Annotated in this window: 15 protein-coding genes; 7 read left to right on the top strand and 8 right to left on the bottom strand. The window is 63.3% G+C overall.

Annotated features, from left to right (window positions below):
• Positions 1–33: 33 nt before the first annotated feature.
• Entirely contained in the window at positions 34–441 is a 408-nt protein-coding gene (locus tag T5B8_RS11840; protein ID WP_353178989.1) for a PaaI family thioesterase, read from the top strand.
• Positions 442–587: 146 nt separating this feature from the next.
• On the opposite strand, the gene T5B8_RS11835 is transcribed toward T5B8_RS11840, so the two are convergent.
• The 6 genes from T5B8_RS11835 to T5B8_RS11810 form a co-directional block, all read right to left on the bottom strand.
• The gene (locus T5B8_RS11835; RefSeq protein ID WP_353179169.1) at positions 588–1,220 is read right to left on the bottom strand and encodes a TonB-dependent receptor domain-containing protein; all 633 of its coding nucleotides are present in this window, start codon (positions 1,218–1,220) and stop codon (positions 588–590) included.
• Positions 1,142–2,647 (bottom strand): TonB-dependent receptor domain-containing protein, encoded by a 1,506-nt coding sequence (locus T5B8_RS11830; RefSeq protein ID WP_353178987.1) that lies wholly within the window; start codon positions 2,645–2,647, stop codon positions 1,142–1,144. Before T5B8_RS11830 ends, T5B8_RS11835 begins: the two co-directional genes overlap by 79 nt.
• A 476-nt stretch (positions 2,648–3,123) precedes the next feature.
• The gene (locus T5B8_RS11825) at positions 3,124–5,466 is read right to left on the bottom strand and encodes a TonB-dependent receptor (RefSeq protein WP_353178985.1); all 2,343 of its coding nucleotides are present in this window, start codon (positions 5,464–5,466) and stop codon (positions 3,124–3,126) included.
• A gap of 672 nt (positions 5,467–6,138) precedes the next feature.
• A complete protein-coding gene (locus tag T5B8_RS11820) occupies positions 6,139–7,494 on the bottom strand; it encodes a histidine kinase (RefSeq protein WP_353178984.1) in 1,356 nt (451 codons plus the stop codon).
• Entirely contained in the window at positions 7,478–8,116 is a 639-nt protein-coding gene (locus T5B8_RS11815) for a response regulator (RefSeq protein WP_353178982.1), read from the bottom strand. The genes T5B8_RS11820 and T5B8_RS11815 overlap by 17 nt, the downstream gene beginning before the upstream one ends.
• Positions 8,117–8,826: 710 nt before the next feature.
• Entirely contained in the window at positions 8,827–10,338 is a 1,512-nt protein-coding gene (locus tag T5B8_RS11810; protein ID WP_353178980.1) for an aldehyde dehydrogenase family protein, read from the bottom strand.
• A 339-nt stretch (positions 10,339–10,677) separates the two neighbouring features.
• Between T5B8_RS11810 and T5B8_RS11805 the strand changes: the two genes are divergently transcribed.
• The 6 genes from T5B8_RS11805 (at position 10,678) to T5B8_RS11780 (ending at position 15,146) form a co-directional block, all read left to right on the top strand.
• Complete coding sequence (locus tag T5B8_RS11805; RefSeq protein WP_353178978.1) at positions 10,678–12,606, top strand: sigma-54-dependent Fis family transcriptional regulator; 1,929 nt, start codon at positions 10,678–10,680, stop codon at positions 12,604–12,606.
• 101 nt (positions 12,607–12,707) lie between these two features.
• Complete coding sequence (gene pqqB, locus T5B8_RS11800; protein WP_353178976.1) at positions 12,708–13,619, top strand: pyrroloquinoline quinone biosynthesis protein PqqB; 912 nt, start codon at positions 12,708–12,710, stop codon at positions 13,617–13,619.
• On the top strand, positions 13,616–14,362 hold the full coding sequence (pqqC, locus tag T5B8_RS11795; protein WP_353178975.1) for a pyrroloquinoline-quinone synthase PqqC: 747 nt from the start codon (positions 13,616–13,618) through the stop codon (positions 14,360–14,362). Before pqqB ends, pqqC begins: the two co-directional genes overlap by 4 nt.
• A complete protein-coding gene (pqqD, locus tag T5B8_RS11790; RefSeq protein WP_353178974.1) occupies positions 14,359–14,643 on the top strand; it encodes a pyrroloquinoline quinone biosynthesis peptide chaperone PqqD in 285 nt (94 codons plus the stop codon). The genes pqqC and pqqD overlap by 4 nt, the downstream gene beginning before the upstream one ends.
• A gap of 114 nt (positions 14,644–14,757) precedes the next feature.
• Positions 14,758–15,006: a type II toxin-antitoxin system ParD family antitoxin gene (locus T5B8_RS11785; RefSeq protein WP_353178972.1), complete on the top strand. Its 249-nt coding sequence runs from the start codon at positions 14,758–14,760 to the stop codon at positions 15,004–15,006.
• Positions 15,003–15,146: a hypothetical protein gene (locus T5B8_RS11780; protein WP_353178970.1), complete on the top strand. Its 144-nt coding sequence runs from the start codon at positions 15,003–15,005 to the stop codon at positions 15,144–15,146. The genes T5B8_RS11785 and T5B8_RS11780 overlap by 4 nt, the downstream gene beginning before the upstream one ends.
• A gap of 56 nt (positions 15,147–15,202) precedes the next feature.
• Here T5B8_RS11780 and pqqE read toward each other — a convergent pair whose 3' ends face one another.
• Both pqqE and pqqA read right to left on the bottom strand, forming a co-directional pair.
• The gene (gene pqqE / locus T5B8_RS11775; protein ID WP_353178968.1) at positions 15,203–16,381 is read right to left on the bottom strand and encodes a pyrroloquinoline quinone biosynthesis protein PqqE; all 1,179 of its coding nucleotides are present in this window, start codon (positions 16,379–16,381) and stop codon (positions 15,203–15,205) included.
• A gap of 64 nt (positions 16,382–16,445) precedes the next feature.
• Positions 16,446–16,523, bottom strand: coding sequence for a pyrroloquinoline quinone precursor peptide PqqA (gene pqqA, locus T5B8_RS11770; RefSeq protein WP_209059483.1), 78 nt, complete (start codon positions 16,521–16,523; stop codon positions 16,446–16,448).
• Positions 16,524–16,698 lie beyond the last annotated feature (175 nt).

The raw sequence follows: 16,698 nt of genomic DNA, 5'->3' as shown, positions 1-16,698 counted from the left end.
GGGACAGTCCATAAATCGACCCGGAGGATGACCATGACCGAGCTGTTCGACTACGGTCGACGCATACTGGCGCAGCAGCCCTTCAGTGTGTTGCTTGGCGCAGAACTGACAAGGTTCGAGCCCGGCGAAGCGGAACTGATTCTGCACATCCGCGATGCGCTGAAGCAGCAGCACGGGTTTGTCCATGGCGGCGTAATCAGTTATCTCGCCGATAACAGTCTCGCCTTCGTGGGCGGATCGGTATTAACCGATGTGGTGACGTCCGAATACAAGATCAATTACGTGCGGCCCGCCATCGGCGAACAGCTTGTTGCCCGGGCAAGCGTCTTGGCGTCAGGCAAACGCCAGGCCGTATGTCAGGCCGAGGTGTATGTAGTCGCAGATGGCCAGGAGCGGCTTGTTGCGGTCGCTCAGGGCACGCTAAGCAAGGTTGATTCGTAGTAACCCGATGTCGTGTATAGGTCGGCGGTACGGACAGACGCCGAGCGGGGCGCGTGCCGCGACACCCGATCCCACTGGCCGGGTGTCGCATTTCGAGCCATCGCCTGTCATCGCCGGCCGTGGGCGCAGCCGGTTCGCGGCCGTTTCTAGAACGACAACCGCGCGCCCAGGTTGAAGCGCCGACCGTCGAGCAGGCGGCCGTAGTTTTCCGGGGCGATCTGCTTGTCGAGCAGGTTGTAGATGCCGCCGTAGACATCCAGCTCATCGGTGAGCCGATGGCGGATGCCGGCATCGACGAGCGTATAGCTCGGGTAACTGATGCTCAGCCCGCGGCGGCTGGCGACCTGTTCGGTATGGCTTTTATAGCGGGCCTGGGACCATAGCCGGGTGGCCACGGTAACGTCCCAATCCAGGCCGAGGGTAGCCCGGTGTTTGGGCTGGTCGCTCAACGGCAGGCCGGCATTGGTGCCGGTTTCCTGTTCGCTTTTCGTATAGGTGTAGCTGGACGAGGCGCTCAGCGTCTGGGTGATCGGTGTTTCCAGGGTGAATTCCACGCCGTCGATCTTGGCCTTGTCGACATTGCTGTACTGATAAAGCGCGGTGTAATCCTCACCGGCGAACGGGCAGGCCGCATCGCCCGCGCGGGTATCGCAGACGATGGGTTTCTGGATCTTGTTTTCGAAGTCGGTATGAAACACCGTCAGGCTCGAGGCGAGTCCGCCCTGTTCGGATTGCCAGTAAAGGCTGGCTTCGTAGGTCGTGCTCTTTTCCGGTTCCAGATCGGAGTTGCCGACATCGCGACAGCCCGGGCAGCGCGGCCCGCCGCCGCCTTCGATCCAGCTGGAATCGCCTTCCTTGAGATCGGGGTGCGATAGCCTTCGCTCACGCCGCCCTTGAGCGTGAGCTGCGGGGTGAGGCTGTACACACCGTAGAGGCGCGGCACCAGCTCGTCGCCATAGTTTTCGTCGTAGACATAGCGCAGACCCGTAGTCAGCGCGAAGGTGTCGGTGATAAACCATTCGTGTTCGATGAACGGCGCGATTTCATAGCGTTCGAGGTCGGAAGCGCCCAGGCCGCGGTCGGGGTTTTCGCTGCGCTGCTTGCGGTACTGCGTGCCGACCGTGAGCAGTTGCCGGTCCAGCGGCACGACGGTCTGGGTGTTGGCCGTGATGCGTTCGTAGGTGGACTGATAGCTCGAATCGTTCTGTTCGAGCTCGGTGTGCTGGATATAGCTGCGGGTGGTGATGCGGTCGGTCCACGCGATGCTGTGGCGCAGGGTCTGGCGTTCGCGTTCGGTACGCAGCTCGCGATCAGCGCCGGTAAGCTCGGCGTTGGCATCGGTATCCTGGCGGCCGGTGCCGGCTTCCAGGCTCAGCCGCTGGCGCGCGTCGATGGCCCAATCCAGCCCGGCATCGAGATTGCGGCGAAGATAGCCGGCATAGCCGTTTTCGATCGCATCTTCCTCGCGCTGCAGGATATTGCCGTTAAGGCGTAGCGAGAGCGTGTCGTCGATCAACGGCCCGCTGACGCTGAAATCGCCCTGTTGGCGATTGCCGGATTTCGAGTCTTCCTGGACGAGGGTGTCGGCGGTGATGGTACCGCTCCATTCGTCGGCGACCGGTTTGGTGATCACATTGACCACACCGCCAGGTGCGTCCGAGCCGTAGATCGTGGACATCGGCCCGCGAATGACTTCGATACGCTCGATCGCCGATACCGGCGGCAGCCAGCTGTACTCCGCGCCCGAGCCATAGCCGTTGTAATGCGCCTGGCGCGAGCCCTGGGGCACGCCGTCGACCAGTAGCAGGGTGTATTTCGGGTCCAGCCCGCGAAGCGAGATTTCGCCGGTGCCGCCCTTGCCGGTGGGGCCTTCGTCGAGATATACGCCGGGCACGTCCTGGAGCGCCTGCTGGATATCGCGATACGACTTGTCCTCCAGCGCCTGGCCATCGACGACCGAAATACTGGCCGGCGCGTTCTGCGGATCGACCGCGTAGCCCGAGGCCGAAGCGGAGGTGACCGTGATCTCGTCGAGTTCGTCGTCGGCGTCGAGCAGCAGCACCGCGTCATCCGGACTTGCCGTTGTGGATTGGGCGTACGCGTTGTGCCCCGTGAGTACGCTATAGCTCAACACCACTAGCATGGCCGTGCTGCCCAGCCAGCCGGCACACCGACGCGGCCGACCAATTCCCCCTGAATGGATCATCGTTTCCCTTTTTCATTGATGTAGCCAGATGTTGCGTGTGAACCGGCACTTGCCGGATAGGCCCAGTCATTGCTGCGTACCACGCCATCCCCCGGCGCGCCGATCGTCGACAACGCTTATCGTGTTAACGTAATACAAATGATAATGATTCGCAATTGTGAACGTGGCATTATCAAACCGGGTCGTATCGGATTGAGTACGCGCGGGTATGCGGGTCGCGGGCTGCGCATAACGGCCATCAGGCCGGCTGTAAGCCTGCTTATTGACCCGGTATGGCAATAAATGGGCAGGCGGTTGGGCCCGCGTCGGCGCAGGCACGCGCATCGTAGCTAGCCACCGCTAAGCCATTGAAAAAGAAAAGCGGGGCAAGCGTCGGTGCGTTATAAAAAACAGGCAGCCCGCCGGCACCTCGGATAACGTCGGTGCCGACAGACCGCCTGCCGGAGGAGATCGGTCGAGTTCGGGTTGATTGGCGCTCAGAGTTCGATACGCACGCCGCCCCAGATGCCCCGCGGTGCGCCGGGGCCGATGAAACGCGTGGCGTCGTCGTAGCGATCGCCTTCGAGTACTTCGTCGGCTTCGCCGTAGAGGCCGAATGTCTCGTAGTCGGAATCCAGCACGTTGTTCACCCGCACGAATGTGGTGATTCGGTCGGTGAGCTGGAACGCGGCATTGGCGTTGACGATGGCATAGCCGTCGATCTTTTCGCTGTCGGTGTTGGACTCGTCGCCGCGATAGATCTGATCGCCATTGCCGATCACATCCATGCCCACGCGCAGGCGGCTGGTGGGTGCCCAGTCGATACCGACGTTGAACAGATGTTCCGGAATGAGCGGAATACGATCGCCGGGTTCGACCTGCTGGGTCGGGTCTTCGCCGGGGGCGGCGTTTTCGTCGGCCATCGGGTGGTTGGGCGAATTGGTAGTGAACGAATCGCGGAACTCGGCGTTGAGATAGGTGTAGTTCGCTGATAGCCGCCAGCGTTCGGCAAAGGCCCAGTCCAGGCCCAGTTCGATGCCCTGACGCCGGGTTTCGCCGACGTTGTCGAAATAGCCTTCAAAACGGCTTTCGGCGGCAATGAACAGGATGTCGTCCTGATTGTCGGATCGAAATACCGAGGCATGCCACTGCAGATCGTTACCGCCACCGCGCAGGCCCAGTTCATAGCTGGTGGTCACCACCTGCTCGAGCGGCGGGTCGTCGACGAAGCCGTTGGGCAGACGACAGGGCGCGTCCGGGTTAGCACAGGTGAGTTCCACCGGGGTGGGCGCACGCGAGGACTGCGATACGCTTGCGAAGCTCGTGAGTGCGTCGTTGATCTGCCAGGTCAGCCCGCCGGCCAGATTCAGACGCTTGAATTCGTGATCGCCGGACAGGCTGGTGTCGTCGTCATCGTCGCCGCCTTCCACCTCGGGGGAGGTGTCGTGCAGGGAGATAGCGGTGCGGTTGTAACGCCCGGCAAGCGTGCCTTCGAGTGCGTCGGTAATCGGCACGCGTTGCAGAAAGAACAGGCTGGCGGTGCTGTTGTGCGCCGACACGCCGGTCAGCGATTCGCCGGAGAGAATGCCGCTGCCCACCGTGCCGCGGTCCTCGGTAAGGCTGGCCAGTTCGGTCTGCTGGTAGAAATCGCTGCTGGCATAGTCGAGGCTGGTGCCCACGATCAGCTCGCCGCCGAGCACGCCGTTCTGGCGGCCCTGCAGGTTCAGCCCGAAGCCGTTTTCCTTGGTGCGCGAGCTGTTTTCGGTGCCGCCGATCACCGCATCGCTGGCCAGCACGGGGTTGCCGTCGGCATCGACGACCACTTCCTCGTCGCCGCCGTCTTCGGCTTCTTCGCACAACAGCCCGCCGTTGGCCGCGTCTTCGCAGTCTTCGAATTCGGAGCCGTCGCCGTTGAAGGTATCGATTTCGTTGCGCCGATAATAGGCGCCCCAGGCGAGGGTGAAATCGTCGCTGTAGTCGCGTGTGCCGCGCAGGTTGAACATCACCATTTCGGGCTTGGTTTCGTCCGGATAGGTGAATACGGCATCGCGGCCCTCTGCCTCGGCGAGTTCGGCCGGGATGGCGCCGTTGCCGCGCAGGCTGTTGTCGGCCGCGGTGATCGAGAAATCCAGCGTGCTGTGGTCGGTGAGCGTGGAAAACTGGGTAAACAGCTGGGCCACGTCGGAATCGGAAAAATCGCGCCAGCCGTTCTCGGACATGCCCTGAGCAGCGAAATACCAGGCCTCGGTGCCGTTGTTGCCACCGGCCTGTACATGGCCGCCGAAGCGGCCAAAGTCGCCGCCGAAGACTTCGGCCTCGGCGCCTTCGTAGGTAAAGCCGGTCTTCGTTTTCACCGACAGCGCCCCACCGAGGGTGTTCTGGCCGAACAACGGATTGGCGCCCGGGATGAGATCGATGGAATCGATAGCCACCTGCGGAATCAGATCCCAGTTGACGGTATCGCCAAAGGGCTCGTTGATACGCACGCCGTCCTGATAGATCGACAGCCCCTGCGGCAGGCCGAGCAGCGGCGAGGCGGTATAGCCGCGATAGTTCAAATCCGGCTGAAACGGGTTGTTGGTGGCGTCGTTGACGTGGACGCTCCCCAGCTCCTGTTGCAGGTACTGGTTGAGATTGAGCGTCTCGGCGCGCTCGATTTCCTGGCTGTCCGCATGTTGCACGTTGGCCGGATAGCGCTCGGCATCGACTTCGCTGCCGGCGAACGGTGTGGCGCCGATGACGTCGATGCCGCGCAGTTCGAGTGTCTGCGCGGGTGTGGCTTGCCCGGCCAGCAGACATGCCGTGCCCAGCGTCAGGCCCAGCCCTTGTCGATAATCCATGACTCCCCCGTTTGTTCTTTTTTTCTTGTTCGAGTCTTGCCCGGCGGTGTCCGGCGCTCAATGGGAAATCTTCCCAATTTTGGTCGGGCACGGGATGGCTCCGACTTATTGATGATGCCGACCACTCAGCCAGCCGTGTTCAGGCAGGCGTCCTGGCCGCGACTGAACGCGAAGCCACGAGCCGGGTCCAGCAAATATCTAGTCCGCAAATGAACGCGAATAAACGCGAATGAAGGCAGGCCGGTGTGGGGGATGTATTCAGTACTCCAAGCCGTACGCTGAAATTTATGAACAATTCAGATGTAACGAAGCCCGTATTCGGGAATGACCGGCCACGCAAACCGTCTTCCATTCGCGTTCATTGGCGTGCATTCGCGGACCGTTTTCTTTCTTGAAGGCGACGTCCTGTTTACGCGGCGGCGCGGCGCCGCGAGCCGGACCGAGACAAGCATCTTGTCCGCAAATGAACGCGAAGAAACGCGAATGAAGGCAGGCAAGCCCCGCGGCATGTGCACCGCTTCAGGCCGTACGCTGAAATTTATAGATGGCTACCGCGCAACGAAGCCCGCAGTCGTGAACGGCCGCCCACGCGAACCGTCATCCATTCGCGTTTATTGGCGTTCATTCGCGGACAATCTTTCTTGTTCGAGGAAAGAAGCCACAGACGGCGTATCAGCTGTGCGAGCGCGGGATTTCGGCGTGGATATGGGTGCCGTGGCCGCAGCGGCTGTCGATATGCAGATGACCGCCGAGCAGATCGATACGTTCGGCCATGCCGGACAGCCCCAGCCCGGGGCGATAGCCGTTGACATCGAACCCGTGGCCGTCGTCGCGTATGTCCACGTGCACGGTATGGCCGCTGAGCGCGAGGTCGATATCGATCCGGGTAGGCGCGCCGTGGCGCAGGGCATTGGTGAGCGCCTCCTGGATCAGACGAAAAATGTGGATGGCAATCGGCGTGGCGATGCCGGCCAGCTGTTCGTCGCCGTTGTAGGAGAGTGCGACGCCGGGATGACTGCGCTGGCGGTTGGCGATGTGGTCTTCGAGGGCTGCATCCAGGCCCAGTTCGTCGAGCCCCGGCGGGCGCAGGCGACGCATCATCAGACGCGTCTGGTCATAGATGCGCCCGGCGACCTGGGAGATGACCTCGGCGGATTCGGCCACGCCCGCGGGCAGTTTGTCGCCGCGGGCGAGAATGCCGGCCGCATCCGCGCGAATCGCGGTCAGGCTCTGACCGAGTTCGTCGTGCAGTTCGCGTGCGATTCGGTGGCGTTCGTCTTCCTGAATACGCAGGGAGTGTTCGCGCAGGCGCCGGTTTTCCTTCTGCGCGGCATCGAGGGTGGCGGCCATGTGATTGAACTGGGCGGCGATGCCGTCGAATTCGGGCAGGGCAAAGCGCGGTAGACGGATCGCGTAGTCGCCATGTTCGATACGTGCGAGCGCGGCATCGATACGCCGTACCGGGACCAGTGCGCGTCCGAACAGGCGATAGACCACGGCGATCGTGGCCAGGTAGAACACGATGAGCAGCGCCAGCAGGCCGCGTGTGTCCTGCCAGGCCTCGGTAATTTCGTCGTCCGGGTCGGCCAGGATGCGCACGGCGTAGTCGGGCGCGACCGCGAGCCGCCGCTCGGGCAATGTGGCAGGGCGCGTCAACGCCGCAAACCAGCGCGGCGCGCTGGCGTTCGCTACCGGCTCGCAGGGTGGTGCCGAACGGTTGTCGCGTGCGACCAGCGACAGGCACAAATGGCGCAGATGGCCGATGCCGGCCAGCCGGCGTGCCGCGGCCAGGGCTTCGCCGTCACTGCGAATACTGTTTTCGACCAGATCGGCCGCGAGGGTCACGCTGGCCTGCATTTCTTCGGCAATGGCATCGCGGGCGTTGTGTATCGCAAGCCAGGCAGCCGCACCGAGTACCAGGGCCAGTAGCAGCGTGACCGCGATCATCAGCCGCTGACGTAGGCGCAGACGTGTACGCGCCGCGCGGGCCTCGCCTGCGCTTTGGTGGGCGCTAGAGTGCGACGACACCAGTGCGTATCGCCAGTCGGGTCAGGTCGGCCGTGCCGCCGACGCCGAGTTTCGCGCGCAGGCGCGAAGCATGGTTGGCCACGGTCTTGGGGCTGACGAACAGTTCTTCGGCAATGTCGTTCACGCTCGCGCCCGAGGCCAGCAGCCGGAAGATTTCGAACTCGCGCGACGACAGGCAGGCCAGCGGATTGGCCGGATCTTGCGCGGACGGCTCGGCGTCGACGAGGTTCGCGTCGAGGTATTGATGCCCCAGTGCGACCTCGCGTACGCCCTCGATCAGTACATCTGCGACCGCGCGTTTGCCGATATAGCCGGTCGCCCCCGCGGCCAGTGCGCGGCGTACGAAGATGGCTTCTTCGTGCACCGAAAACACCAGCACGCGTGTGCCGGGGTGGCGGCTGCAGATCCGCCGCGTGGTTTCGATCCCGCTCATGCCGGGCAGCGACAGATCCATGACGATCACGTCGAATTTACCCTCGCGACACAGGGCATAGGCGCGTTCGCCGCTGTCGGCCTCGCCGGCCACTTCGATATCGCCGGCCAGCTTGAGCAGACGCGCATAGCCGGCGCGTACGACGGCATGATCGTCGACGAGCAGAACCCGGATTGGCTGCTTGGGCATGGCAAACTCCTGACGCATTCGAGTACGCATTGGGCTCTACGATAGCGTAATCGAATACCGCTCCGGGTGCGCCAACCCGGCGGCGGCAAAAGAAAACTCTTGATTATGTGCAACGTTCGGCCTGCGGCGTAGACACAAGCTCTTCGGCCTTCGAGCGGTCGGGCTCTTGCTGGCCGCCAACCTGCTTGCTCGAGACAAGCACGCTGCGTTTCATAGATAACCTGGAAGCCATTTATCCGCAGATTGCGCAGATTACGCAGATTTTCTTATTTCGCCATAGTGGGCGATCGCGGTGCTGGCTACTGCCTACCTGGCTCGGGTGACAGTGGCCAGGGGAAAAGGTCCGCAGATCGACGCAGATCACGCAGATCGAAGACGGTCAATCACGGTCGTTGGCTGTCAGGTGGCGCGCTTTTTCATCTGTGTAATCTGCGGTTCGTCTTAAGAACGAAGCCATCTCACGGTCGATGACGGAACTGCACACACAGCGTGCTTCGTCAGCGGGCTGGCTTTGGCGCCCCTTTAGCGCCGAGCGTTTTGTCTTCTGCCTTATTCGCGTGTATTCGCGTTAATTTGCGGCCAACCTGCTTGGTGCGCGCGGACAACTGGGTTTCATACATACATCAACCTGAAAAGAAAAGCCGGCTGCAGGGGGCGCAGCCGGCTTCGGGTGCACAGCCGCCGAGGGGGCGCGGCGGCCGTGTGCCTGGTTACAACGACACCGTCACGGTCTTGGTTTCGGTGTAGTTGTTGAGCACCTGGGCGCCCATTTCGCGGCCCCAGCCGGACTGTTTGTAACCGCCGAACGGCAACGCCGCGTCGAAGATGTTGTAGCAGTTGACCCAGACGGTGCCGGCCCGCAGTCGGGACGCCAGCTTGTGCGCGCGGCCGATATCCTGACTCCAGATACCCGAGGCCAGGCCGAACACGGTGTCGTTGGCCCGATTGACCAGGTCGCGGTCGAAATCGGAGAACTTCGTCGCCGTGACCACCGGCCCGAAGATCTCTTCCTGGACGACTTTCATATCGTCGGATACATCGGTAAGCACGGTCGGCTTGACGAAATAGCCATCGCCGTCGCCGCGTTCGCCGCCCGCTGCGGCTTTCGCGCCCTGGCTCTTGCCGGATTCCAGATAGCCGGTCACGCGGTCGAACTGGGTACGCGATACCAGCGGGCCCATCTGGGTTTCGGGGTCGAGGCCCGGGCCGAGCTTGATGTTGCGGGCGAATTCGGCCACGCCTTCGACCACCTGGTCGTAGACCTTTTCATGCACGAACAGCCGCGAACCGGCGGCACAGCACTGGCCGTGGTTGAAGAAGATCGCGTTGGCCGCACCCGGAATGGCTTTTTCCAGATCGGCGTCGTCGAGCACGATGTTCGGCGACTTGCCGCCCAGCTCCAGCGATACCTTCTTGAGGTTGCCCTTGGCGGCATCGACGATCAGCCGGCCCACTTCGGTGGAGCCGGTAAAGGCGATCTTGTCGACCATCGGATGGGCGGCGATCGGTGCGCCGGCTTCTTCGCCGAAGCCGGTGATGATGTTGACCACGCCGTCCGGCACACCGGCTTCCTGCATGATCTCGGCGAGCTTGAGCCCCGACAGCGGGGTTTCCTCGGCGAGCTTCATGACGATGGTATTGCCGGTAGCCAGCGCCGGGGCGAGTTTCCAGGCAGCCATGAGCAGCGGGAAGTTCCAGGGGATGATCTGGCCGCACACGCCCACCGGTTCGCGCCGGGTATAGGCATGCCATTCGGCACCGGGCGCATAGGGCACGGTGGGGGTAATCATTTCGCCGTTGAGCTTGGTCGCCCAGCCGGCCATGTAGCGAAACATCTCCGCAGCCAGCGGCACGTCGGCAGCACGGGCGATGGAAATCGGCTTGCCGTTGTCCAGCGATTCGAGCTGGGCCAGCTCTTCCTGATAATCCATGATCAGATCGCCGATCTTCCAGACGATACGCTGGCGTTCGGCGGGTGCCATGCGCGTCCACGGGCCGTCGTCGAAGGCACGGCGCGCGGCCTTCACGGCCTTGTCGACATCCACCTTGGTGGCCGATTGCGCCTGGGCGATGACCTGATCGTTGGACGGGTTGTAGACATCGAAGGTCTCGCCCGACTCGCAGGCCACCCACTGGCCGTCGATGAGCATCTTGCGTGGACTGTCGATGAATTCCCGGACGCTGGGTTCAAGCGAGACTTCGGATGCGGCGACTGCACACATTGGTTTCTCCTCCATTGATTTAATCGCGCCGGCGGCATGCGCGGCGCATTTGTTTTGATTGCGTTCGTCGCGGTAGACGACGACACCACTGCCCCAACCGCAAGATTCAGGCCATACACGGGTTATCGCTGAATCAACGACTTGCGCGCGGCATTGGGCACACCGCGCCGCCGCGACTGTCACGTTTTCGGTACAGCGGTGTTGCAGGATGTGTCGGGCCCGTGACAGCGGCTTGTCTGCGCCAGGCGAACCTGCTAGAACCGAGTCAGACCCGCAGCCAAAAGCGGGCGATATGAATTCGACGGCGTGTGCAAGACACGGTGTCTGCGAGGAGTAGCGATGGTCGATCTGGCGACGCATCCGTCGGCGGCGATAGCGCATGGCGATTCGGCCGATCTCGTCACGGGATCTTGGAACCGCTGTATTCGCGACTACCGGCTCGACCCGGCCCGTATCGAACTCGATGTGGTCTCGCGTAGCCAGTTGAGCGCCCACCGCGATCAGCTCGGCGAGGTGGTCTCGATCGCCAGCCACGAAATGGGCAACCTCGCCGCCCAGATCGCCGGTTCCGGCTATGCGCTCATGCTCACCGATGCCCAGGGCGTGATTCTGTACAACCATATGGAATCGGCCCTACGCTCGGATTTTCGCGCGGCCGGGCTGTGGGACGGCGCCAACTGGAGCGAGTGGCGCCAGGGCACCAATGGCATCGGCACCTGCATCGTCGAACAACGACCGGTGGTCATCCACTGCGCCGACCATTTCGCGGTCCGCCACTCGGGGCTGAGCTGTTCGGCCGCGCCGATTCGTGATGCGGGCGGCGAGCTGCTGGCCGTGCTCGATGCCTCGTCGGTGCAATGCGAAGGCACGCGCGCCGGTCAGATGCATACGGTCGCGCTGGTGAGCATGTCGGCGCGGCTGATCGAGAAGACGCTGTTCGTGAATGCCCATCGCGCATCGCGGATACTGCGTTTTCATGGCCGGCCCGAATTCGTGGGCCTGATCCACGACGGGCTCATCGCCCTGGACGAGCAGGGCTGTATCGTCGCCGCCGACGACAACGCCGCGCTGCAACTGGGGATGGACACACGCGCTGGACTCGTCGGTCAGGCGATCGAACAACTCTTCGATATCGACTCACAGGCGCTGGATGGCGCGGCATCCGGCCAGACGGTCTGGCCGCTGCACGATCGCTCACGCGGGCGCCGCTACTATGCCCGCGTGGTCGCTCCGGCACGCACGCCGGCCTTGGGCGCGCCACGCAGTCTGCAGATCCCCGCACGCGCTCGAAGCCGCCGACCAACACTGGCGGAACTCGCCGGTGGCGATCGCCGCATGGCAGAAAACGTGCGCTGTGCCGAACGCGTGGTCGACCGGCGGATCGCGATCATGCTGCGCGGCGAAACCGGGACCGGCAAGGAGGTATTCGCGCGTGCCCTCCACGAGGCCAGCGCGCGTGCCGCCCAGCCATTCGTGGCCGTCAATTGTGCCGCGATCCCGGAAAGCCTGATCGAAGCCGAGCTGTTCGGTTACAAGCCGGGCGCGTTTACCGGCGCCAGCCGCGAAGGCATGCGCGGCAAGATTCTGCAGTCCTCGGGCGGCACGCTGTTTCTCGATGAAATCGGCGATATGCCGCTGGCCCTGCAAACCCGTTTGCTGCGCGTGCTCGAAGAACGCGAGGTGGTGCCGCTGGGCGGCGATACGCCCATCGCGCTCGATCTGAACGTGATTTCGGCCACCCATGCCGACCTGGGCGCGAAGGTGGCCACCGGTGATTTTCGCGCCGATCTCTACTACCGGCTCGACGGGATCACGCTCACGTTGCCGGCGGTGCGTGAACGTGCCGATCGCGCGGCGCTGCTGCGCTCGGTCATCGCCAGCGAACACGACGGCACGGCAGCGATCCGAATCGCCGAAGACGCCATGGCGGCGCTGCTTGGCTACGACTGGCCGGGCAATATCCGCCAGATGCGCAATGTCATGCGCACCGCGCTCGCGCTGTGCGAGCAGGATCTCGTGCGCCGGGGCGATCTGCCCGCGGAAATCCTCGACGCAGGCGAGCGCGCGGCTGCGGCTGACAACGCGGACGAAGCCGTTGCCGGCCGGTCGGACAACCCGCTCGCCAGCGCCGAGCGCGAGGCGTTGCTGGCTGCGCTGGAAGACAACGGCTGGAATGTGTCGCGGACTGCGGCCCAGCTCGCCACCAGCCGCAACACGCTCTATCGCAAGATGAAAAAACACGCGATTGCGCCATCGGCCAGGCGCTGAAGTGGGCGAGCGCTGCGTTCTCAGGGACGTATAGCACGCCGGTTGCAGCTGGCACGACTCCTGCCTGATTCGCCCGGTCGAAACTGTCCCAGGATGACGTCATGTATGTACGCGTACTCGGATCGGCCGCCGGTGGCGGCTTTCCGCAGTGGAACACCAATGTCGGGCTCAACCGCCAGCTCCACGAGGGCACGACCCGTGCCGAGGCTCGCACCCAGTCGTCGATCGCGGTCAGCGCGGACTATGAGCACTGGCTGCTGGTCAACGCCTCGCCCGACGTGCGCCAGCAGATACTCGATTTCGAAGCACTTCGCCCGGCGCCGGAAACGCGGGGCACCGGCATCGGCGCGGTGCTGCTCATGGACAGCCAGATCGATCACGCCACCGGGCTGATCATTCTGCGCGAGGGCGACACGCTGCCCGTCTGGTCAACACGTCCCGTTTACGAAGACCTGACCACCGGCCTGCCGCTGTTCAACGTGCTTTCGCATTACTGCGGCGTGGACTGGCACGAGATCGATACCGCCGCTGAACGTTTTGCGATCGATGGCGTGCCCGGGCTGTCGTTTCGTGCAGTCGAGCTGTCCTCGGCCGCACCGCCTTATTCGCCGCATCGAGGCGATCCGCACCCGGGCGACAACATCGGCCTGCTGGTCACCGACGACGCCACCGGCGGCACGCTGTTCTATGCCCCCGGCCTCGGCGCGCCGGACGACACCATCGCCGCCGTCGCCCGCGAATCCGACTGCCTGCTCGTCGACGGTACCTTCTTTACCGAAACCGAGATGATCGACCAGGGCGTGGGCAAAAAGCCGGCGGCCGCCATGGGCCATCTACCGCAGTCCGGCGAGAACGGCATGCTGGCCTGGCTGGCGAATTTCCCCGACAAGCGTCGGGTGCTCATCCATATCAACAACACCAATCCCATTCTCGATCCGGATTCGCCCGAGCGCGCCACGGTCGAAAACGCGGGCGTGGAAGTGGCTCATGACGGCATGGAACTGAAACTGTGAGCGTTGCGATTGACGAGCGCGAAGCCTGGCCGCGCGACGAGTTCGAAGCCCGCCTGCGGGCACTCGGCGCGCGTTATCACATTCATCATCCCTATCACCGGATGATGCACGAAGGCCGCTGCACGCCGGATCAGATCCGCGGCTGGGTGCTCAACCGCTACTACTATCAGGTCTGTATCCCCATCAAGGATGCCAACGTGCTCGCCAACTGCCCGGACCCGGCCGCACGCCAGCTCTGGGTCCAGCGCATCATCGACCACGACGGTGCGCCGGGCGAAACCGGCGGCATCGAAGCCTGGCTGATGCTGGCCGAAGCCACGGGCCTGGATCGTCAGCGCGTACAGAATCTTACCGACCTGTTGCCCGGCGTGCGTTTCGCCGTGGATGCGTACGTGAACTTCGCCCGGCGGGCCACCTGGCAGGAAGCGGCCTGTTCCTCGCTCACCGAACTGTTCGCCCCGGAAATCCACCAGCAGCGCCTGACCGGCTGGCCCGATCACTACCCCTGGATCGACGATGCCGGCCTGAGCTATTTCCGCAAGCGCCTGTCCGAAGCCCGGCGTGATGTCGAACACGGCCTGCGCGTCACGCTCGACCATTTCGTCACCCGTGCACAGCAGGAACAGGCGCTATCGATTCTGCAGTTCAAGCTCGACGTGCTCTGGAGCATGCTCGATGCCATGTGGATGGCCTATGTCGAAGATATGCCGCCGTACCACAGCTGCCCGGAGCCCGGCCGATGAGCATGCCGGAAACGATCAGCGCCGACGCCGTGCCGTGCATCGCCCGCGGCCACCGCCTGCAGTTCGAACCGGCCCAGGACTGCCACGTGCTGCTCTACCCGGAAGGCATGATCACCCTCAACGAAAGTGCGGCGGAAATCCTGCAGCGCTGCGACGGCCAGCGCTCCGTGCAAGCGATCTGTGACGATCTCTCGGCGGCGTTCGCCGGGGCCGAGGTCACATCTGATGTACACGATTTCTTGAAGCTTGCCGCCTCCCACGGTTGGGTCATATTGGCTTGAGCCAAGTGCGATAGATCGGGCGTTCCGCGGTTTTCTTGAAGCGGATAAGCAAGCGTTCCCGGGTCGGTCGGCTTTGCTATGTTGTGTGAATAAATCACACAGCGGCGTCGTTACATGGTCAGGACGATCCGTATCACCATCGGTTCTCGGATGGATGAGTTCGTGGGCCAACTGGTCGACTCGGGCCGCTACGGCTCGACAAGCGAAGTCGTGCGCTGCGCATTGCGTTTGTTCGCACGCCGGGAGCAGGCGAATGGTGCGCTTCGCGCGGCTGTAGAAGCCGGAGAACGCAGCGGCGAGAGCGACGAAACGCTGCGAGATATTGCCGACCGGGTGAAGCATCGCCACGGTATAGGCTTTTGAACCGGGCGCTGGAAGACTTCGCCAAGATCACCGTTACCGTAGTTTTCTATCGCGCCCGTGCGCACGGCATATTCGTTATCCGCCCGCTCCATCAGTGCATGGAGCCGCTGCGGCATTTCGACGATCTGGATATCGACTGATCGGAAAACCCTACTCGGCGAGTCCGGCGGCAACGGTTTGATTCGCGCCGGGCGGTTTACGGCCCCTCGCGTGCCACCCGTGATCCATGCAGTCGCTTCGAATTCTTGGGATTCCGAAACACGATCGGCTGGGCCGCAGGGGCTTCGGCCGGCTGTGCGTTCGCGCGCTCGACCGCGTCGGTGACGAGATGGTGCTCGGGTGATTTCGCACACACCGGGTCGGTGGCGTACATATCGCCGGTGAGCATATAGGCCTGGCAGCGGCAGCCGCCGTAGTCCTTCGTCTTTTCCGAACAGCTGCGACAGGGTTCCTTCATCCAGTCGTAGCCGCGGAAATGATTGAAGGCGGGGGATTCGCCCCAGATCCAGTCGATGTCGTGGTCGACCACGTTCGGGAATTCCAGGCCGGGTAGCTGGCGCGCGGCGTGGCAGGGCAGGGTCACGCCGTCCGGCGCGACGGTGAGAAAGATATCGCCCCAGCCGCTCATGCAGGCCTTGGGTCGGTCTTCGTAGTAGTCGGGCACGACGAAATAGAGCTTCATCGCGCCGCCGCGTTCTCGATACGCCGTGGTCACGCGTTCGGCATGGGCGAGCTGTTCGCGGGTGGGCATGAGCGCATCGCGGTTGTGCCAGGCCCAGCCGTAGTACTGGGTGTTGGCCAGTTCCACATAGTCGGCATCGAGCGCCTCCGCCATGGCGATGATCTCTTCGATATCGTCGATGTTCTTTCGGTGCAGCACGATATTGAGCACCATTGGATAGCCGTGGCGCTTGATCGCCCGGGCCATGTCCTTCTTCTTTTCGAAGCTGTCGCTGCCGCCGAGGAAGTTGTTCAGCTCGGCATTGCTGGCCTGAAAGCTGATCTGGATATGATCCAGCCCGGCCTCGGCGAGGCGTTGCACGCGGGCATCGTCCATGCCGATGCCAGAGGTGATCAGGTTGCTGTAGTAGCCGAGCTGTCGAGCTTCGGCGACGATTTCCTCAAGGTCCTTGCGTACCAGCGGCTCGCCGCCGGACAGGCCGAGCTGGGCCGCGCCCATGCCGCGGGCCTGGCGCAGCACGCGCTTCCAGTCTTCGGTCGAGATTTCACGCCCGATCTGCGCCATCTCGGTCGGATTGCTGCAGTAGGGGCATTGCAGCGGACAGGCATAGGTCAGCTCGGCCAGCAGCCATAGCGGGCGGGCCGGCGTTTCGCCGTCGTGACGGGTGGGCAGCGTGGGGTGGGTCGCGCTCATGATTGGCTCGATGCGCACGAGAAAGGGGGCCGCGAAGCCCCCTTTGCTGTACGCGACAACCGGTTTAGCGGTTGTTGACGTACATCGTGATTTCGAAGCCCAGACGCAGGTCGTGGGCCTTCGGGGTCGTCCACTGTTTCATCGCGATCTCCTTGGTGTTGTCGTAAGTGGCCTTTGGATCAATGCATCGACCGTGCCAGCGCCAGTACGGTGGTTCGCGCGCCAAGCGGTTGTGCGCCAAGTGCTTTTTCAACGCCTGGCACCGATACGCCGGCTGCGGCCCGTGGTTGGCCAGGATGGCGAATAGTGGCCGATCT

Source organism: Salinisphaera sp. T5B8 (assembly GCF_040361255.1).
In the GTDB taxonomy this organism is placed as follows: Bacteria; Pseudomonadota; Gammaproteobacteria; order Nevskiales; family Salinisphaeraceae; genus Salinisphaera.
The sequence above is the reverse complement of the archived record's forward strand: the minus strand, read 5'-3'. Positions and strand labels throughout refer to the sequence as shown.